The organism is Rhizobium sp. CG4 (assembly GCF_023701965.1).
Classification (GTDB): domain Bacteria; phylum Pseudomonadota; class Alphaproteobacteria; order Rhizobiales; family Rhizobiaceae; genus Agrobacterium.
Genome location: NZ_JABAEG010000016.1, coordinates 1 through 16593, shown reverse-complemented (window position 1 = coordinate 16593; position 16593 = coordinate 1). Strand labels below are relative to the sequence as shown.

Below are 16593 nucleotides of genomic sequence, written 5' to 3'. Positions count from 1 at the left end.
CGCTCGCCTCCCTGGTTGCGGCGCGTCTCTGACGACCACCTTGCCCTCTCAGCAGCCGATCCTGCCAGCGCGCGCGCCCCGAAACTGCAGATTTTCTCGCCATTGCCACCGGATTAGCCCCGCTTACTTTCAGCAGGGTGTGGATGGGAAATTTGGCGAGATCGTAAACCATTGAAATCATGGTAAATGATTTGTTAAACGAATGCTATATGTCTTTTAATGTTCGCCAGTGGGCATGGTTAACAGTTGGTGTATCTACCATCGATAAGTTTTTCTTATCGATGATACAAGCGAGCCGCAAGCCGATGTTCTCCGTCGACGTTCATCTGTCGTTATGATCTGGGCCCTAACCCGGCTTTATAACGTGCGCGTTCCCGGCTCTCCTCAAAACCTAAGTCTCGCAGAAAACTTTCTTCGAGCTCCGGCAATGGGCCTCCGACTGCAACGAGGGTGAGACGGCCTGCTAAACGATATGTCTTGTCCATTCCTTCCTCAACTGCGAAACCAAAACGACGTTTACCCATCTCGCTCATAGCATCCTTCAAAGTGTTGAAAGCATGGATCTCGTTCATCAGCGTGAAGGCGAAGAAAGTGGCAAAGTCGTGAGTACCTGCGACTGTGGACACCACACACTGTTGCTTAGTGCAATCCGAAAGTTTTGTCCCACTTGGTTGTGATTTTAATATTTCTGATCGCGCCGTACGCGCGTCCAGGATACTTATGCCGACCTTATCAGCAGGAGAGTGATAGAAAGCATAATAACCGATTACGGCCGCGGAAGTGAGAGCAATAATCTGGTGATTTTTGCCGAGACGACTGCTTTCCCGGTAAAGGTTAGCCTGTGTGCCGACTGCCCGCTTGCCCTGCAAAAGTGCGCCACGTATCAACGTGGTTCCGTCTTCCAGTGTCATATAGAGGATTATACCCAAATCGGCCCCTACGTCGGCCTCTGACCCGTATTGATCGGTCGAGAATGTTGCTATTTCGAAAGGAAAAGCTGCAGAGTATCCAAGGTGACGGAACAAATCTCTGCCAATAGACGACGCTTGTTTACCGAGCGCAGCGATGATCCCGTCATTGTAGTCACTCTCCAGTTCAACGCCGAGAACCGATCCCAAAACAGATTCCTCGGCTGACGAACCGATCCAGTACAACGCGCCATTCACGTCTTGTTGTAGCGAACCGATTTGCGAGAGGTTGGTGAACAAACAGTCGATCTCTGTGGATGTCCATCCTGCCCTCAGGAATGGTTGGACAATGGCGAGGGCCGTTTCTACGACTTCTTGGTTTCTTGTCTCTTCGGCAAATAGAGCAAGAGGAATGGGATCCTTCCATTTATTTATCACGTTCTCGGCAATCGTCTTGAAGGCCGCTTTCCCTTCAAGGGTCGGCTGTAGTCTTAGGGGAACACTCTTTAGAAGCTCAAGTGCCTCTTCGAAGTTCCTGAGTTTCAACGTTTGTTCAAGCGGTCTGATAAGTCTCGCGTAATTATCATCCAACGCAACCTTCCCAGGACCAGAGGTGGCTCTCAAGTCGCAAGCGGCGTCTAGCGCACCTTCGAACTCGGAACAAAGCTTGTTGAACCGTGTGACCGCTTTCCTTGCGTCACTTATAGTACGGTTGCGCTGATCGCAGGCCAAATTTAGTTGTGAACTAACGGCGTCCAACTCTTGGCGGGTCATTAGTCGGGGAAGCATTCCGGATGCACTGATGTTTTGCTTATGCTCCTCAATTCCTGAGCATGCGGCTTGCAAAGAATTGAGACGTTCGTCCGCGTCAAACCCGGCACGTTTGCTCAAAGAGCTCAAGACTTGGCGTGCGAAGTCAAAAGTCCCCCACGTTTGAGCTGCAGAAAGAACAGCCGCAACCTTGGGATACCGCCGCTCGGCTTCCATTTTTTTCTTCTCAAGTAATTCGAGTTGGTCAAGTTGGAGCACATTAACCGCAGCGAGTTCGTTGGAGCTTGTAAGACGGCCCGGTTTTTTCTGAGCCTGCCGATTAGAGATTTCTAATTCTTTATTGAGCTTCTTCTTCAAAATTTCGAGTACGCGAATTAGTTCTTGCAAATAGGTCATCATACAATCTCTGGTTATGAAACTGTGTGATATTACATTGCAGTTGAATACTTAGATAAAAATATTGGTAAATGATAAGGCGCATATCGAAATGGGCCCGGTTTGAAAGTGAAGCGCGTGGGGGTCAGCTCGACAACGGGTCAAAACAATCAAGTGTGCATGCGTGGCATTAAGCGATGAGTGGAATGGTCGAAGGTATGTTCTTCCGTAGCAAGCTTTTAGCAATGCGCCATATCGAACTTATTACCGTAGACCGCGGAAAGGGTTGAATGACCAATGTGATACGGTGGTTAGTCTCTAACGAAGCGCCTGTAGTTTCTCCTCCAGGTAAGTCGACTGCTTTTGCACAATCGATCCATGTAAAGAGCGTGTAGACCGGGTAATCTTTACTGAGGCTTCCATACCGCCAACCCCGATGTGCAACGTGAGTGAGTTAGAGCCTCTGCAGTGAGGTCAACTTTCGATATTTTCGACGGGTGGAGAGCGACGACACACGACCCAGATCACGCAGTCGACAAATGGGGGTAGCCGCATCGGGGTATCTGAAGGCAGCGAATTTTCTTACCCATTTCTTGTATTCACTATGTGGAAAACAACAATTATTTGCTGCTATTAATCGTAAGTAATCTCGACCATGCCACATTCGGTTTTAGTAGGTTTTGCTCGAGCGAGGTGTGATAGAGAAACGGTGTGGCATTCACCGGACACCATAAGTCGGACTCTGGAATCGCGTTCGACATTGACCATATAGCGCTACGACCACATTCTCTATAGAAGAAACGATTATTTGGTAATAAAGCGTCAGTGTACCAACCTCCAAGTCTAGACTCGAGGTTCACCAAGATTTTTCTAGTTCAGATTCTCATTTTATGACGGCCCACGACACCGTGTGTTCAACTCCTCGGGTTCTTTACACTTAAGAAGTCCACGCTCACTTTCTCCATCGATTGTTTCCAGCCACCCTTGATTTGTGCCTCGGGTTGGTTTCGGTAAAACTTCCAGTTCCCATGGCCGTAGGTAGAAAGAAAATGTTCTTCGAAATCTGCTTGCATGGCTTCAACGTCCTCAATTTCTATTGCGTTAAACAATGACCAAGCTTTATTCTTTTCAACAGACTGTGTGTTCAAAAGTTCACCGGTCCTTTTCACCGCGAGTGAAATTTGCCAAGCAAACGGCTGATACGCTTTGTGGACGATCTCGCTGCACCACTCGTACAGGTGCCAAAGTTCCTCAATAACGACGTTTCGCTGTTTGAAGAAGTGCCCGCGAGAGCGGATGAACTCGAAGTAGAAGTCATGCTTCAAACGCGGCTCACTCGATTTGTCACTCAGCATGGAAACAGAGACGAGACGCTGGAAACGAAGTTCCATTGCTTGCCTTAACAGCACTATGGACGCAATCTGAGCGGTTCGGTGTTCCAGCGGGTTGCCGGTGCCAACGTAGCTCGAAATGTGCGACAAATCTCGGGCTAGTAAATAGACCTGCCAACTTGTCACATCCGATGTTTTCCCGCCGGCGATAAAACGCCAGTCCTGCTCGTTGCGCTGGAGCCAGGGTAGGATTTCGTTTAGGTCGAAAAGGTAGTCCAAAATGATTTCAGAATAGGGTTTCGTTTTCTCAAAAAGTATACGACCGTTTCCCGCAGCTTGAATTCTTTCGATGAGGCTGTCGAATTGGTTACGGGCAACTGCGAGATGGTCGCGGCAATAATTCAATTTCTCATTGTCATTTTTGAGATAAATTACTTTTCGGAACACCTGCTCTGATAGATGCTGGGCGTCGCGCTGTCTCTTATTGAACTTGCCATCTAGCGTGGCAATCTCACGCTGAACATCGAGAATTGCACTCTCGATTTCTGAATCAGATGGGCGCGATGTATTGTAACTCGCCAAAAGTTCTAGAACAATTTCAGCTTTCGTTTTTGAATAAAGATTGGACATGTCGACCCCCATCACTTCTTGTCTGAAGCCATATACGGATAATAATTATTTTCCATCGCGATTTTTTAGCAAGCGGTACGACGAATTGGATCTTATACCGTTCAGTATTCTTGACCACAGCGGGTTTCGCCTCCCTTTGCCCAAAGCAAGGTAGCTCTACTGACGGCGGTCCCGCTATTCGAGTAGATCAGAGCTCATTGCTGGACCAGTGTAACATTCGTTGCAAAGGCATCGGCGCTAGTTCGATGGTTTGGGGGAAGCCTGTTCAGCTTAACTTCCCTATGTCGGATACATTTTCATAAAGTGGTCGTCGGAGCTATTTTCTGAAGTGTGTCGCTGACTTTAAGGGTCACTTTCCCAGTTGTCCGCGGACAACAGTGGTAAGGACAAGGAATGTGATCTGCGCGATATGCCTGCAGGCCTAGTTGTCCGCGGACAACTAAATCCCATTCAACATAGTTACCCATTTGTAAATTGTTTACGAATCGGAGATTATGCTGGCTGCGCAATTATAGACAAAATTGTCAAAACTGCGCTGTTGAGGAATTCAAATGCTGCAAGCCGTATTATCAAACACCGACGTTGAGCACTTGCCGTCGACACTCTCGGCGGATGCTGCGGAATTGCAACGCCAACTTCAATTGCATCAGGCGCGTGTATTTCCTCCGACAGCTCAAAAGACAATTCGTCCATTCAGTCCAAGTGAAGCCGCGGGACTAATTGGAATCGGTGAAACATATCTTCGCCAAATCGCCGCAGAGATCAACGTCCCAGAACCATTGTCGAACGGTCGGCGGCTCTACAGCTCCGCAGATATGGACCAGATTAGAGTCGCGCTGGATAGCAAAAATGGTTCGCCAAAGTATGTTCCGGTTAGACGGGGCACTGAGAAGCTCCAAGTCATAGCGGCGATGAATTTTAAAGGTGGCTCGGCAAAGACTACAACCTCGGCGCACCTCGCACAGTATCTTGCGCTTCGTGGATACCGGACGCTTGCAATTGACCTGGACCCTCAGGCATCATTGAGTGCAATGTTTGGTCACCAACCAGAACTTGATGTTGGGGAAGGGGAGACACTCCACGGTGCAATTCGGTACGAGGATCCGCTTCCAATTTCTTCAATCGTACGGTCAACTTACACTCCTAACCTTCATATAATTCCCGGAAACCTCGAACTAATGGAGTTCGAGCACGAAACCCCGCGTCACATGGCTGGCGGAAATGCAGCGACGATGTTTTTCGCGCGGATCGGAGAAACGCTCAGCGAAATCGAAAGCCTTTACGATGTGGTGGTGATTGATTGCCCGCCTCAGCTTGGTTTTCTGACGATGTCAGCCCTGTGCGCAGCAACGTCAGTTTTGATCACAGTTCATCCTCAGATGCTTGACGTGATGTCGATGTCGCAGTTCCTTTCCATGACGAGTGAATTGATGAGCGTCGTGGAACGTGCTGGTGGGCGCACCAACTACGATTGGATGCGCTATCTATTGACGCGCTATGAGCCGAACGATGGACCACAGGCTCAGATGTCCGGCTTCATGCGGGCAATCTTCGGAAACCGTATGCTTCAAAATCCCATGTTAAAGTCGACTGCGATTTCGGACGCAGGGGTAACGAAACAGACCTTGTATGAGGTTGAGAGAAGTCAGTTCACGCGCGGCACCTACGATCGTGCAATGGAGTCTTTAGCGGCCGTCAACGGTGAAATAGAAGACTTGGTGCGAAACGTATGGGGAAGGAAGTAATCAATGGCCCGTAAGAACTTGATTGGAGTTTCCGCTGAGATAGATTCTCCAGCCCCAACTAATCCATCAAATACGAAGTCGAGACCCCTAGTCGGTTTTGTACCGCCGGTGAGGTCTAACGGGCCAGTTGGAGGTATTACAAAGTCTCTGAGCAACATCACCTCTACTATGGAGCGCGCTCAAGGCATTGAAAGACAGCTTGCAGAAGGTCAGACAATTATCGAGCTTGATACTTCTATTGTTGACTCATCTTTTGTCAGCGATCGTCTCGCAATTAATCAAATTGAGTTGTCTCAGCTCGCTGAGCAAATTCGTGAAAACGGCCAACAGGTGCCAATACTCGTTAGACCGAACCCAAATTCAATTGGGCGATATCAAGTAGCTTATGGTCATCGCCGGTTAGCGGCTGTTCGTCAACTGGGTATCACGGTTAGGGCAGTCGTTCGTGATTTAACTGATGAACAACTGGTGGTGAGCCAGGGGCAAGAGAACAACGCGCGCACTAATCTTTCGTACATCGAGCGGGCTTTGTTTGCTGCGAGGCTAGAGGATCGATCATTCACTCGTGAAGTGATCATGTCAGCTCTTGGCGTTGATAAAGCCGCACTATCGAAAATGTTGAGCGTAGTGAGACAAATTGATGTCGCATTGATTGAGGCAATCGGATCTGCCCCTGATGTAGGTCGCCGTCGTTGGATGGATTTGGCCGAGCTTCTGAATAATGAAAAAACGTCTGCAATCATAGCACTTCTGCAGTCTCAAGAAGCTTTGGCAGACGCGAGTGATGCGCGCTTTCAAATTGCATTCACGCATGCTGCGCAGAAATTATCACCTGGCGATAACAGCAAACGTGTTGAGCCAGGGAAGGTTGAATGGGTTCCGAGGGATGAAGAAGACGCGTCAGTGACTGTGTCGTTCAAAAATGGCGCGAAAAAAGCTGTCCTGACCCTCGAAGCTACGGATGGTCCGAAGTTCGCTAGATATATCACATCTCAGTTGGAACGCCTATACGAGGGTTTCAGGAGATCGGAAAATAGAAACACGGGAGACTGACCAGCAAAAGAAAAAGGCCCCCAAACGTTTCCGTCGTGGAAGCCCTTCTCGTATTCCCTAAGCAAGAATGAGAATCGCATTTTCACGAATCACAGTCAAGAGTCTTTGGCATCGTTTTGGTGAGTAGATTTCTTTTGCCTTTTAGAAGGTGAAACGAAAATGCAGATAGGACATGTGACGACGCCTTTCGGGCGGCGGCCGACTTCGCTTGCGCTCGTGAGGCAGCAGTTGGCTGCGAAAGACATCAAGGCCGGTAAGTCAGTCGAGAAGTGGAAAGTCTTCCGCGACGTTGCGGAAGCAAGAGAAGAGCTTGGCCTGCAGTCCAACAGCCTCGCTGTTTTGGATGCCTTGCTCAGTTTCTATCCAGAGAACACATTGAGCCAGGATGCGCAGTTGGTGGTCTTCCCATCGAATGCCCAATTGATCCTGCGTGCGCACGGCATGGCAGGGGCAACGCTTCGGCGCCATCTGGCGATACTGGTCGAAAGCGGTCTGATCGTTCGAAAGGACAGTGCAAACGGAAAACGATATGCGCGAAAGAACAACCAGGGAGAGATTGAAAACGCCTTTGGTTTCGACTTAGCACCCTTGCTGGCCCGGTCAGAAGAATTGGCGCAAATCGCTCAAAAGGTGGTTGCGGCGCGATCCGAGTTTCGCAAGGCCAAAGAGAACCTCACCATTTGCCGGCGCGATGTACGTAAACTGATCTCTGCGGCTGTAGAGGAGGGGGCTGACGGTAATTGGGCAGCAATTGAAGCTGTCTATATCGAGCTCGTTGCACGCATTCCTCGTTCACCGACACTCATCGACTTGAACAATACCCTCGATGAAATGGAGCTTTTGCGGGAAGAGGTCCTTAATCAGTTGGATCTCAAGACAAATTCAGAATTTAATAGCACCAATGCTGCTCATATTGGGCAGCACATACAGAATTCAAATCCCGAATCCTACAATGAACTTGAACCTAGCTCTGCAAATGAGCAGGGCGCAAAGTTGGAGAAACCCAACGTGCCTAAGAGTGAAACAGTTCGGGCCTTTCCTCTTGGTGTCGTCTTAAAGGCATGCCCGCAGATAATCGACTATGGGCCAGGTGGCTCCGTCGCAAGTTGGCGTGACCTCATGTCGGCGGCCGTCGTCGTAAGATCTATGCTCGGGGTAAGTCCGTCCGCTTATCAGGACGCCTGTGAAACCATGGGTCCTGAAAATTCGGCGATTGCGATTGCCTGTATTTTGGAGAGGGCAGGGCACATTTCGTCGGCCGGCGGATATCTGCGCCATCTGACCAGACGAACCGAACGTGGCGAGTTTTCCCTTGGACCGATGGTTATGGCACTGCTGCGAACGAACGGACATCCGACTGTGAGGGCGGTGTGAAACAACGATTGCCTTAGTGTCACTTTCCGTTGGGCGTAAATCCGGGGTAGATTAGAGATCGACTTATGAAAAGAGACATGGACATCCTAAAGATAAATGATCCTGCTAATTGAGGTGGAAGGTGTTGCACCACAAGTTATCGCGGAACATCCGAAACTTCTTATCGGAGCAATCGTGATACGGGGGCTGGTTATCCCCGATGGCTCTGAGACATTTGAACACATCGAACCGACCCGTCTGACTTGGGTGGCCACGACTTTGTTGAAACTATCCGGGATCCAGAGACTTGGAGAAAGACACGAGAGGGGGCTAGGCTAGCGAAGGACTACACCTTTGGGCTACTGGCGGAACTGGCAAAAGGTTTTATCAAGATGCAAATCAAGGAAAGAACGGGGATCGATATCTAAATATAACACCTCAGACCAAGGTACTGAGGTAGCTTAGCTTATGCAGCCAAGCCAAACTCTGCCGAATCTGTTTTGCGCTGCACGTTTTACCTCTTCGTCGCAACGGTCAGAAACAACCAACCCGAACGGTTTATAGTAAGGGTCTAAGAAATCACCGTTGTCGAACTCGTTAGAAAGAATCCCACCTGCGAGACCATATCTGATTGATGCCCATAGCGCCCAGGCGAGCGAAATCATTCCGTCATCATCGATTTGATACCTACTGGCCGGAACCATGCTGGTTTTAATACCAAGCTCATCTAGCAGCATAGTTGAAATTGTGTGTGCGCAACAATCGGCAAGTTGAATTCCGATTTCCTTCCGGGAGTCACAGTTCGGGACTACTTCGAAATCTCGTATCACGTTGGATGTTCGCCACCTTATACCTTCATCGAGATAAATCGTGCCGTACTTATAGCCGTCATTTATCGAAATAGCTTGAACGAGGTTCTCGACTAGAGCCGAAAGTGTCGAGCGATCGCTCAAAGGGTATATTCCGATTGCAATTTTACAATGCCTGATGATGCCGTGAAATCTTTCTCGGAGATCTTGTGCCCTTACGTTGCTGTGCATTGTCATGCTGCTTTTGAACTCGTCTCGCCCATAAACAAATCCACATTCCTCCATGGCTGTAATGGCGTCGACCAAGTCCTCTTCTTTGGCGCAAACCGCGGTCAATACAATAAAGTTTCCGCGGTCGTGGATACTATCATCAATGTATGATCGAACCGGAGGGTGCTTAGTGCTGTCGGGCATCCAGTTTTCCATGATTTTTTCGACTGATCGGTAATTTTAATATTACAACAACCAATGTTTGAAACCAACTTTTAGCTCAGCCATGAGTAGTGTCGAACTTAAACACTATGGGAGCTAGAATGCTTAGATTCTTTATTGCCTTCTTGACGTCCACCCTATTGGCTTCCCAAACAACGCTCGCAGCAAGCATCATGGACGCTTCTGGTTGGGCTTTCCGCAAAAATGGCGATCAGTGTGACCTAACATGGTCAACACCAAAACAACCGATGTCGATAAGTTTCCTGTTCGATCAAGGGTCGTATCGTCTGCAATCAACATATCGGCGATTACTTGCTCCAGAGGCTGGCGACATCCAATTGTCGTTGGAGGGTATTGATTTAAAGCAAAACTTCGAGACACAGCGCGAGACTGATGGAAGTGTAACAGCCAGCCTTCCCCCTGGCATAGCTTATGACATCGTTGCGGCGATGTCAGACGGATCTGCAGGACGTGGTGAGGTTCGCATTAAGGGTCAAGCAATTGCTGCGTGGGATCTTGATGATGCAAAGAGTGCAGCAACGATGATGCAGGACTGCTATTTCGCTTACATCAGTGAACTTGAGCGATCTGAAGAAGAAGACGCTGGCGAAGGTTACGCTGGTTCAATTGGTGATGATGAACCGATAGAATTCCTTAAAAAGTTCAGAGCGGAGCTATTTAATCTTCCCGAAGATGTTGGCCTGGTTCGTAACGAGCTAAGCATGGGATATGCTGCTTACATGATTGCTGAGCATTGTCTGCACTCCGGGATCGCAGTTCAGGAAAAGGAATTTCTGGATCTAAAAAAAACGGTACAGAAGGTTATCGAAAAAAATAACATCTCTCGAGAAATGGCGGACTATGTATGGAAAGGAGTGTCGTTAGGCATGGAATTTGATGGAGGAACGATCTCAAGCCGCGATTGCAGTGCCGTCATTCCAACTTACAAGCTTTTGCTAAAGAAATACTTGGTCTTGTCAGAGACACGGTCGATAAATCCGTTCACTAGCGAATAGGATAAATCTGCCAGGCGCGTTGTGCGCATCCCCTCCCGCGTGGAGAAAGCAAACGCAAAATTTCATATTGTCATGATATTTCAATTGTTTAGGTTGGTGATGCGTGCCTAAGAAATTCTCCAGAGATGAAATTATTTCGCTCTTCAAGGCCATCCACGGCGAAAGATACGATTATTCTCAGGTGGTTTATAGAAACATGGCGACGAAGATAACTGTGATCTGCAGGTCTCATGGCCCATTTGAAACCAATCCGGGTCACCATAAAAGTGGGACAGGGTGTGCCAAGTGCTTTTTTGCCTCTCAAAAGATCTCTCGAACAGAATTCATAGCAAGCTCGCGCGAGCGGCACGGAGATCTCTATAATTATGACCTCGTGTCTGAAGATTTAGACGTGTCGGCCGACACAGTCAAAATACGATGTAATTTCCACGATGTAATGTTCGTACAAGCTGCCAGCAACCATATGCGCGGACATCGCGGTTGCGCAAAATGCGTGGCGTTGAGCTTGACAGGCGACGTTGCGACCAGAGGTGCATTGAAGTCCCAGGACGAGCTCAATAAGCGCTACATCAGCCGAGCGATGGAGGTACACAATGGACGCTACGGCTATGATCGTATTGTTTATACTGGGATTGCTGCCAAGATCGAAGTAGTCTGCGAGATCCATGGTTCATTCGAGCAGATCGCTGGTAATCACCTTGATGGGTCTGGATGCCCCAAGTGTAGTCGCGTTGAAGGCCATTCAGATAGCTTCAAGCAGAAGTGTATGGAGATGGGTGTCGATTACTATCGGGCCCTTAAGCGGCGTGAGGCTGGTATGACCGACGAGCGGATCTTTGAACGGGAGACGCTCCGCCACCTCAGACGGGTCAACGAAGTTTCGGTCGACGGACACAATTATCCAAATCTCGGCGCCGCAGTTCGCCATATTCGGCCTCCGGCAACCGCGAAGACGATCGCTCGTTGGTTGGCGGACGGCATGGCGCCGGAAGAGGCTTTCACTCGGATCCCGAACCCTGGCCTGAAGGATGGCGCTATCTATCTCGTCACGCATCGCGAGACGGGAAAGAAATATGTAGGGCTGACGGTACAGACCATTGAGAGGCGCTGGGTTTACCATCAACAGCAAGCTCAAGCAGGATGGATCAAAAGCCTTGAAGGTCTCCATGCTGCGATCCGAAAATTTGGCCCGGATGCCTTCGACATCGAGTGTATTGACACCGGAAGAACGAAAATCGATCTCGAGGTTAAGGAACGGAACTGGATCAAGAAACATGATAGTTTGGTACCGGCCGGTTTTAACATCAGTCCGGGGGGAAGCAGTGGTGGTGTCGGCGCCAAACCTGTGGTCATCGACAAAATTACTTTCGCGAGTACCAAACTCGGAATAATCTATCTGGCAGAGACTCGGGGCATCTCTTACGAGGCAGCTAAGAAACGCCTCTCTAGCGGCCGGATCGACGTTCGAAAGCCCGCTGCGAAGGGAAAAAGTTTGATAATGACCCGCGCCTACAAAGCGTGGTCGCGAATCCGACATGGCGTGATAAATCCCAAGTCGAAAGAATTTATCGAGGGTGTCGGCCTTCATCCTGCATGGTATGATGCGCAAGTATTCATCAACGAATTAGGCCAACCTCCTAGAAGTGGGATGTCGTTCGTCCGGTTCGACAAGACAATGGGCTATGTACCTGGGAACTGCGGGTGGTTGGATAGGTCCGAGGCAGCAAGGCTTGCTGCCAATCATCAAGCCTCAACACGGCGCGCTGGGCACTGAGTTAGGTGATGTGCCCTCCACTTTTATTTTCATGGTTTTCCAAGCGTCGGAAAGGAGCATGACGACGTGCATCAATACTTTAGATAGATTGCCCCCGTCCTCGTTCGAGAAGAGTGACCAACAATTTACCCTATGTCGTCCCCCCAGAGTGTTGGATGATGTGGTGTCTGGCGCCACAAGTCGTTTCTTTTGGTTGCTGTAAGTTTATGATGCACCTATAAGGGGAATTCAGCGTGATCGAGGGATGATTATGGACACACCAGTCTGGGCGTATCAGGTTATCCCAGGCAGCGACGAATTGTTGTTTTATGCGGCAAGCGAAGAGCTTTGTCGCGAGACTGCAATGAGACAGCGGGCCGACATCATGGCCGTAGTGTCTGAGGATGTTGAACGGTTGGCACCCATGACCCTCTATCGTGTTGAACTTCATTCCATGACGGTGACTGAAGTTATTGGAGTTTTGAATGGGGATGTCGCGTTATCCGAGGCCTGCACGCTAAATCGCATTGTCGTCGGGCATGTCGGCGATTAGTTGAGATATGTTTGCAACGATTTTGCAGCCGTCGAGCAACTGACGTGAGATCTTCATATAATTCACGAAGTGCTGTTGTTCCGGATATCGGCGATTAAGGCATCGAGTTACGTAGTTCCGCGTCTCGTTGTCGCGCGTGCCGACTTAACGAGTTGGTCAGAAACTCCACCTACAGTATTATTTTAGCACATTGGCACATGCCCTTTGCTTCGAGAGATCGCCATGAATTTTCGCAGGCATATCGAAGAATTATTGGGCGGTCGCTGGAAATCGAAAGCCAAGAGTTGTCAGCAAGCCGCTGCGGTCTGTTGTCGGCTGGCCGCGCACGGCGAACTTGAGTTACTGCTTGTCACCAGTCGGGATACCTGCCGGTGGATATTACCCAAGGGCAATACAGAGCATAAGGAGGCTGCTTACCGGGCGGCTCAACGAGAAGCTTTTGAAGAAGCTGGAATTGAAGGAAAGGTGTGCAAGAAACCTATCGGTTTTTACTCATACCTGAAAGATGGAGAACGCGAGTTGTGCGTGTCGGTCCATCTCCTGCGAGTGACGAAAAATGCGGCCCATTTTCAGGAAGAGGGACAACGGCACCTAGCTTGGTTCCGCCCATCAGTGGGGGCGACACTCGTCGACGAACCGGAGCTTGGCGAATTGCTAGCATCGCTTACGGCACTGGAGGTGCGCACCTCTCAAGACAAAAGCCTCTCCAAAAAACTGGCCTTGAAACTTCCTGTACTGGCGACAGCCTCAAGTGGTGCCTAAGGTTATTAATCGCTGAGTTTATTAAACCCGTCTCCACGCAATAAAGCTCGTGAACGATGTGGCGAGCGTCCATCTTGCGACATGCATATTGTGGGGACAGAGGCGAACGCTTAAACGTTTCATCTAGCAACCTGTGGTAGAATGTTCGAGGTTGGTTCGCCGATTGTTCGTAAGAAAATTAGATATAACTCATATGAAGTCACAGTATGGCGGATAGGCTTGACTGAATGCGGGGCAATCATGTCGTTTGGTAAAATTGTCGTTTTGAGTATGTTTGGAGCCTTCACGTTGGGTGGAGGGTACAGCATTCTTGCCGACCGACATGGATTGCCTGTTCCATATGTGAATGCTCAGCAAAAGACGACGAAACCGCAGGTTGACACTCCATTGTCGTCGGTTAAGTCGGTAAAGAGCACACCGCAGGGAGCGTCACAGTCGCGTTTTCGTTCTTACACTCATTGCTCTGGATCTGTTCGCACGCACTATGTTGTTGACGGCGACACACTTTGGCATGAGGGGATAAAAATAAGGGTTGCTGACATCGATGCACCTGAGGTTGGCAGTCCTAAATGTTCATACGAAGCGGCTCTAGGAGCCAAGGCGACATCACGGCTGTTGCAACTGGTCAACATGGGGCCGTTCCAAATGCAATCATGGCAAGGGCGTGACCAGGACAAGTACGGCCGCAAACTTCGTGTGCTAGTTCGAGACGGTCGCACTCTTGGCGATATTCTTGTGTCAGAAGGCCTTGCACGCACCTGGAGCGGGCGACGGGAACCTTGGTGCAAGTAGAGCGAACTAAGGTGCAGCCTCAAAGATAAAGTTTGTGGCCACTCTTACCCAACTTGCGATAACGGTCCGGACAGAATGGTATGCTTTTCGCAAAGCGCCTTGGATGGCCAGCACCCGTCGATGATGAGATGGGAAGATCAATCAAAGATTAAGTTTATTGTGGGTTGCAATCAAAAGATGCATGTCAAAGCTGAATAGGGCTGCGACGCTGTCGGCCAGTTAGAAATGCGACAATGGCTCCGACAATCAGCCCCCGACCGGACCGGCTGGGCCGGGTCGCAAGGGTAGGGAGGGGCGGGTGGTAGAACTCCCTCTTCGGCTTTAGCTTCCTCAGTAGCAATTATCTCGTTGCCAGCAGATAATCGTTTTGCACCTGCATCAAAGCGACATGATGCTTCCGGAAATCAAGCTGCATGGTGACGTCGATGTCTCCGCGCTGTCACCACTTCTTCGCGGCATGCTTCTTTCGGTTGCCTATGCTGACGGTGAAGGGGGCATAGGATTGACGGCAACCGGCGCCATGAACCGCAAGTTCGTGCATTGGGCCGCTGTTAACTTCCTCTGGCCCGACTTTACAGCCGAAGATCTCTACAGCATGCACAAGGTGCGCAATGAACGCGACATGCCGCCACTCTGGGTCGTGCGGGACATGACCCGTCATCTGAAGCTGTTGCGTCGGAAAAAGGATGTGCTGCTGCCAACCAAACGCGGCCGGGAGTTTCTGCTGGACCCGAACGCCTTCTTTGATCTGATCGCCACGGATTATCTCTATTCCTATGTCCACGACGCCGAACGGGAAGAGGAGGTCCGAGCACGGTTACGCTGGTGGCGCATGTTCCTCAATCTTCTCAATATCAAAGCCAGAGAAGGGTGCACGCCATTGCAGATTGTAAAAATCCTCAATCCAGACTTCGCCCATCTGTCGGATACCGAAATGACCCTAGAAGCCTGGGAGCTGAAATCCGATGTCCAATATGGCGTGCTGAGGCGCCTGTGCTGGCTGGGCCTGCTCTACGAGGCACGAGAGGGGCTCACGCTCCTCCAGGACGGATCCTTCCACAAGACGCCACTTTGGCCAGCGTGCCTGCAACTGGAATCGGATACGCAGAGCGACATCGGCGTGCATTGAGATCGTTATTCTGCCGCCGGCTGCCTCACCAACGCTTTCTCTCGACGTGCAATCACCGCCGGATCGTTCATGTAATCTGTCCTCGGCTTACGGCCACGCTTCTTATAGCCGTTACCCGTACTGCCGTCCCGAATGCCGAACATATGATCTTTCTGCCCGGTGCGCCGTGGTCCGCCCTTGCTGCGCTGCTGTTCGCGACCAGCCTGCATCTCGGCAACCAGCGACAGCATGTCATCCAGTCGCTTGTTGTCGACGACTTCGGCGCGATGTACCGAGCGTAACGTGTCAAAGGTTCTATAGGGCAGGGCAAAGCTCTCGTGCATGATCTCGAGCCGGCCGTCGGGATAATCGCACACGATCACCTTCTGGCCCGCCAAGGGCCTGGATATCTCGGTCGGATCGAGAATGAACAGCACCTTGTCGTAACGCAGTGTCAGAGATTGCGACAGGGTGCGGACTTCCTTGCGGCACATAGCGCCATCGAGGTTCTCGTGATCGGCCAACGGCCTGTGCATGTCCTTCGGATTGCGCGGTTCCTTGCCGAAGCGCGCGTTGAAATCTAAAATGAACTCAGGTGCAAAGGCATTGGCTTCTTCAATCGTGTCGATACCGCGAAGCCGCATCTCTTTCACTAACCGATCCTGCAGCGTCTGATTGGCACGCTCCACCCGGCCTTTAGCCTGCGGGGTGTTGGCACAAATGATGTCGATGTTTAGCTCATAAAGCGCCCGGCCAAACTGCGTCAGTCCGCTGGTGCGGTCCTTCTTCGACGCATGCAGCGAGCGGAAAACGCCGTGCTTGTCGCTGTAGAAGGCCAGCGGCTTGCCCCATTGCTGCAGATAAGCCTTCGTCGCATGCAGATAGTCGAATGTATTCTCCGAGCCAGCAAAGCGTAGATGCAGCAGCCTGCCAGTCGCGTCATCGATATAGACTAGCAGGGCGCATTTGGGCCCACGGCTCTCGAACCACCAGTGATGTGAGCCATCGATCTGCACCAGTTCGCCAAAGCAGTCACGTCGGCCGCGTGGCTGGAAAACCCGCTTCTTGCGTTCTTTGCGTGAGACCCAGATACCAGCCTCAGTCATCCATTGTCGCAGCGTCTCCTTGGCGACAGAGATATGGTGCAGCTCAATCAGCTTCTCACGCGCCAGTGTCGGACCAAAATCCAGATAGCGATCCCG

Annotated in this window: 13 protein-coding genes; 9 read left to right on the top strand and 4 right to left on the bottom strand. The window is 50.4% G+C overall.

Annotated features, from left to right (window positions below):
- Positions 1-332: 332 nt before the first annotated feature.
- Positions 333-2078: a hypothetical protein gene (locus tag HGO37_RS26155; protein ID WP_250985938.1), complete on the bottom strand. Its 1746-nt coding sequence runs from the start codon at positions 2076-2078 to the stop codon at positions 333-335.
- Between the two features lie 890 nt (positions 2079-2968).
- The gene (locus tag HGO37_RS26150) at positions 2969-4015 is read right to left on the bottom strand and encodes a hypothetical protein (protein WP_250985937.1); all 1047 of its coding nucleotides are present in this window, start codon (positions 4013-4015) and stop codon (positions 2969-2971) included.
- A gap of 551 nt (positions 4016-4566) precedes the next feature.
- Here HGO37_RS26150 and repA point away from each other — a divergent pair.
- The 3 genes from repA to repC all read left to right on the top strand — a co-directional run bounded on the left by repA (position 4567) and on the right by repC (position 8187).
- A complete protein-coding gene (gene repA, locus HGO37_RS26145) occupies positions 4567-5760 on the top strand; it encodes a plasmid partitioning protein RepA (protein ID WP_250985936.1) in 1194 nt (397 codons plus the stop codon).
- Positions 5761-5763: 3 nt separating this feature from the next.
- Positions 5764-6813 carry a plasmid partitioning protein RepB gene (gene repB, locus HGO37_RS26140; RefSeq protein WP_250985935.1) on the top strand — a complete coding sequence of 350 codons (1050 nt, stop codon included), beginning with the start codon at positions 5764-5766 and terminating at the stop codon, positions 6811-6813.
- Between the two features lie 159 nt (positions 6814-6972).
- Entirely contained in the window at positions 6973-8187 is a 1215-nt protein-coding gene (gene repC, locus HGO37_RS26135; protein ID WP_250985934.1) for a plasmid replication protein RepC, read from the top strand.
- A gap of 440 nt (positions 8188-8627) precedes the next feature.
- On the opposite strand, the gene HGO37_RS26130 is transcribed toward repC, so the two are convergent.
- Positions 8628-9401, bottom strand: coding sequence for a DUF3800 domain-containing protein (locus tag HGO37_RS26130; protein ID WP_250985933.1), 774 nt, complete (start codon positions 9399-9401; stop codon positions 8628-8630).
- Between the two features lie 107 nt (positions 9402-9508).
- Here HGO37_RS26130 and HGO37_RS26125 point away from each other — a divergent pair, with 107 nt between their 5' ends.
- The 6 genes from HGO37_RS26125 to HGO37_RS26100 all read left to right on the top strand — a co-directional run bounded on the left by HGO37_RS26125 (position 9509) and on the right by HGO37_RS26100 (position 15412).
- Entirely contained in the window at positions 9509-10423 is a 915-nt protein-coding gene (locus HGO37_RS26125; protein ID WP_250985932.1) for a hypothetical protein, read from the top strand.
- A gap of 103 nt (positions 10424-10526) precedes the next feature.
- On the top strand, positions 10527-12197 hold the full coding sequence (locus tag HGO37_RS26610) for a GIY-YIG nuclease family protein (protein ID WP_250985931.1): 1671 nt from the start codon (positions 10527-10529) through the stop codon (positions 12195-12197).
- Positions 12198-12447: 250 nt separating this feature from the next.
- Complete coding sequence (locus tag HGO37_RS26115; RefSeq protein ID WP_250985930.1) at positions 12448-12729, top strand: hypothetical protein; 282 nt, start codon at positions 12448-12450, stop codon at positions 12727-12729.
- A 222-nt stretch (positions 12730-12951) separates the two neighbouring features.
- Positions 12952-13491, top strand: a complete 540-nt coding sequence (locus tag HGO37_RS26110; RefSeq protein WP_250985929.1) for an NUDIX hydrolase — start codon at positions 12952-12954, stop codon at positions 13489-13491.
- 141 nt (positions 13492-13632) lie between these two features.
- The gene (locus HGO37_RS26105) at positions 13633-14283 is read left to right on the top strand and encodes a thermonuclease family protein (RefSeq protein WP_250985928.1); all 651 of its coding nucleotides are present in this window, start codon (positions 13633-13635) and stop codon (positions 14281-14283) included.
- Positions 14284-14674: 391 nt separating this feature from the next.
- The gene (locus HGO37_RS26100) at positions 14675-15412 is read left to right on the top strand and encodes a hypothetical protein (protein WP_250985939.1); all 738 of its coding nucleotides are present in this window, start codon (positions 14675-14677) and stop codon (positions 15410-15412) included.
- 5 nt (positions 15413-15417) lie between these two features.
- Here the strand turns inward: HGO37_RS26100 and HGO37_RS26095 are convergent.
- Positions 15418-16593, bottom strand: a 1176-nt coding sequence (locus tag HGO37_RS26095; RefSeq protein WP_250985927.1) for an ISNCY family transposase, incomplete at its 5' end; no start/stop codon positions are given.

What these genes read in the sequence shown, in the direction of transcription:
- HGO37_RS26125 (WP_250985932.1), top strand. Translation starts at nt 9,509, where the DNA reads ATGCTTAGATTCTTTATTGCCTTCTTGACGTCCACCCTATTGGCTTCC.
- HGO37_RS26115 (WP_250985930.1), top strand. Translation starts at nt 12,448, where the DNA reads ATGGACACACCAGTCTGGGCGTATCAGGTTATCCCAGGCAGCGACGAA.
- HGO37_RS26100 (WP_250985939.1), top strand. Translation starts at nt 14,675, where the DNA reads ATGCTTCCGGAAATCAAGCTGCATGGTGACGTCGATGTCTCCGCGCTG.
- repB (WP_250985935.1), top strand. Translation starts at nt 5,764, where the DNA reads ATGGCCCGTAAGAACTTGATTGGAGTTTCCGCTGAGATAGATTCTCCA.
- repA (WP_250985936.1), top strand. Translation starts at nt 4,567, where the DNA reads ATGCTGCAAGCCGTATTATCAAACACCGACGTTGAGCACTTGCCGTCG.
- HGO37_RS26105 (WP_250985928.1), top strand. Translation starts at nt 13,633, where the DNA reads ATGTTCGAGGTTGGTTCGCCGATTGTTCGTAAGAAAATTAGATATAAC.
- HGO37_RS26155 (WP_250985938.1), bottom strand. Translation starts at nt 2,078, where the DNA reads ATGATGACCTATTTGCAAGAACTAATTCGCGTACTCGAAATTTTGAAG.
- HGO37_RS26130 (WP_250985933.1), bottom strand. Translation starts at nt 9,401, where the DNA reads ATGGAAAACTGGATGCCCGACAGCACTAAGCACCCTCCGGTTCGATCA.
- HGO37_RS26150 (WP_250985937.1), bottom strand. Translation starts at nt 4,015, where the DNA reads ATGTCCAATCTTTATTCAAAAACGAAAGCTGAAATTGTTCTAGAACTT.
- HGO37_RS26110 (WP_250985929.1), top strand. Translation starts at nt 12,952, where the DNA reads ATGAATTTTCGCAGGCATATCGAAGAATTATTGGGCGGTCGCTGGAAA.
- repC (WP_250985934.1), top strand. Translation starts at nt 6,973, where the DNA reads ATGCAGATAGGACATGTGACGACGCCTTTCGGGCGGCGGCCGACTTCG.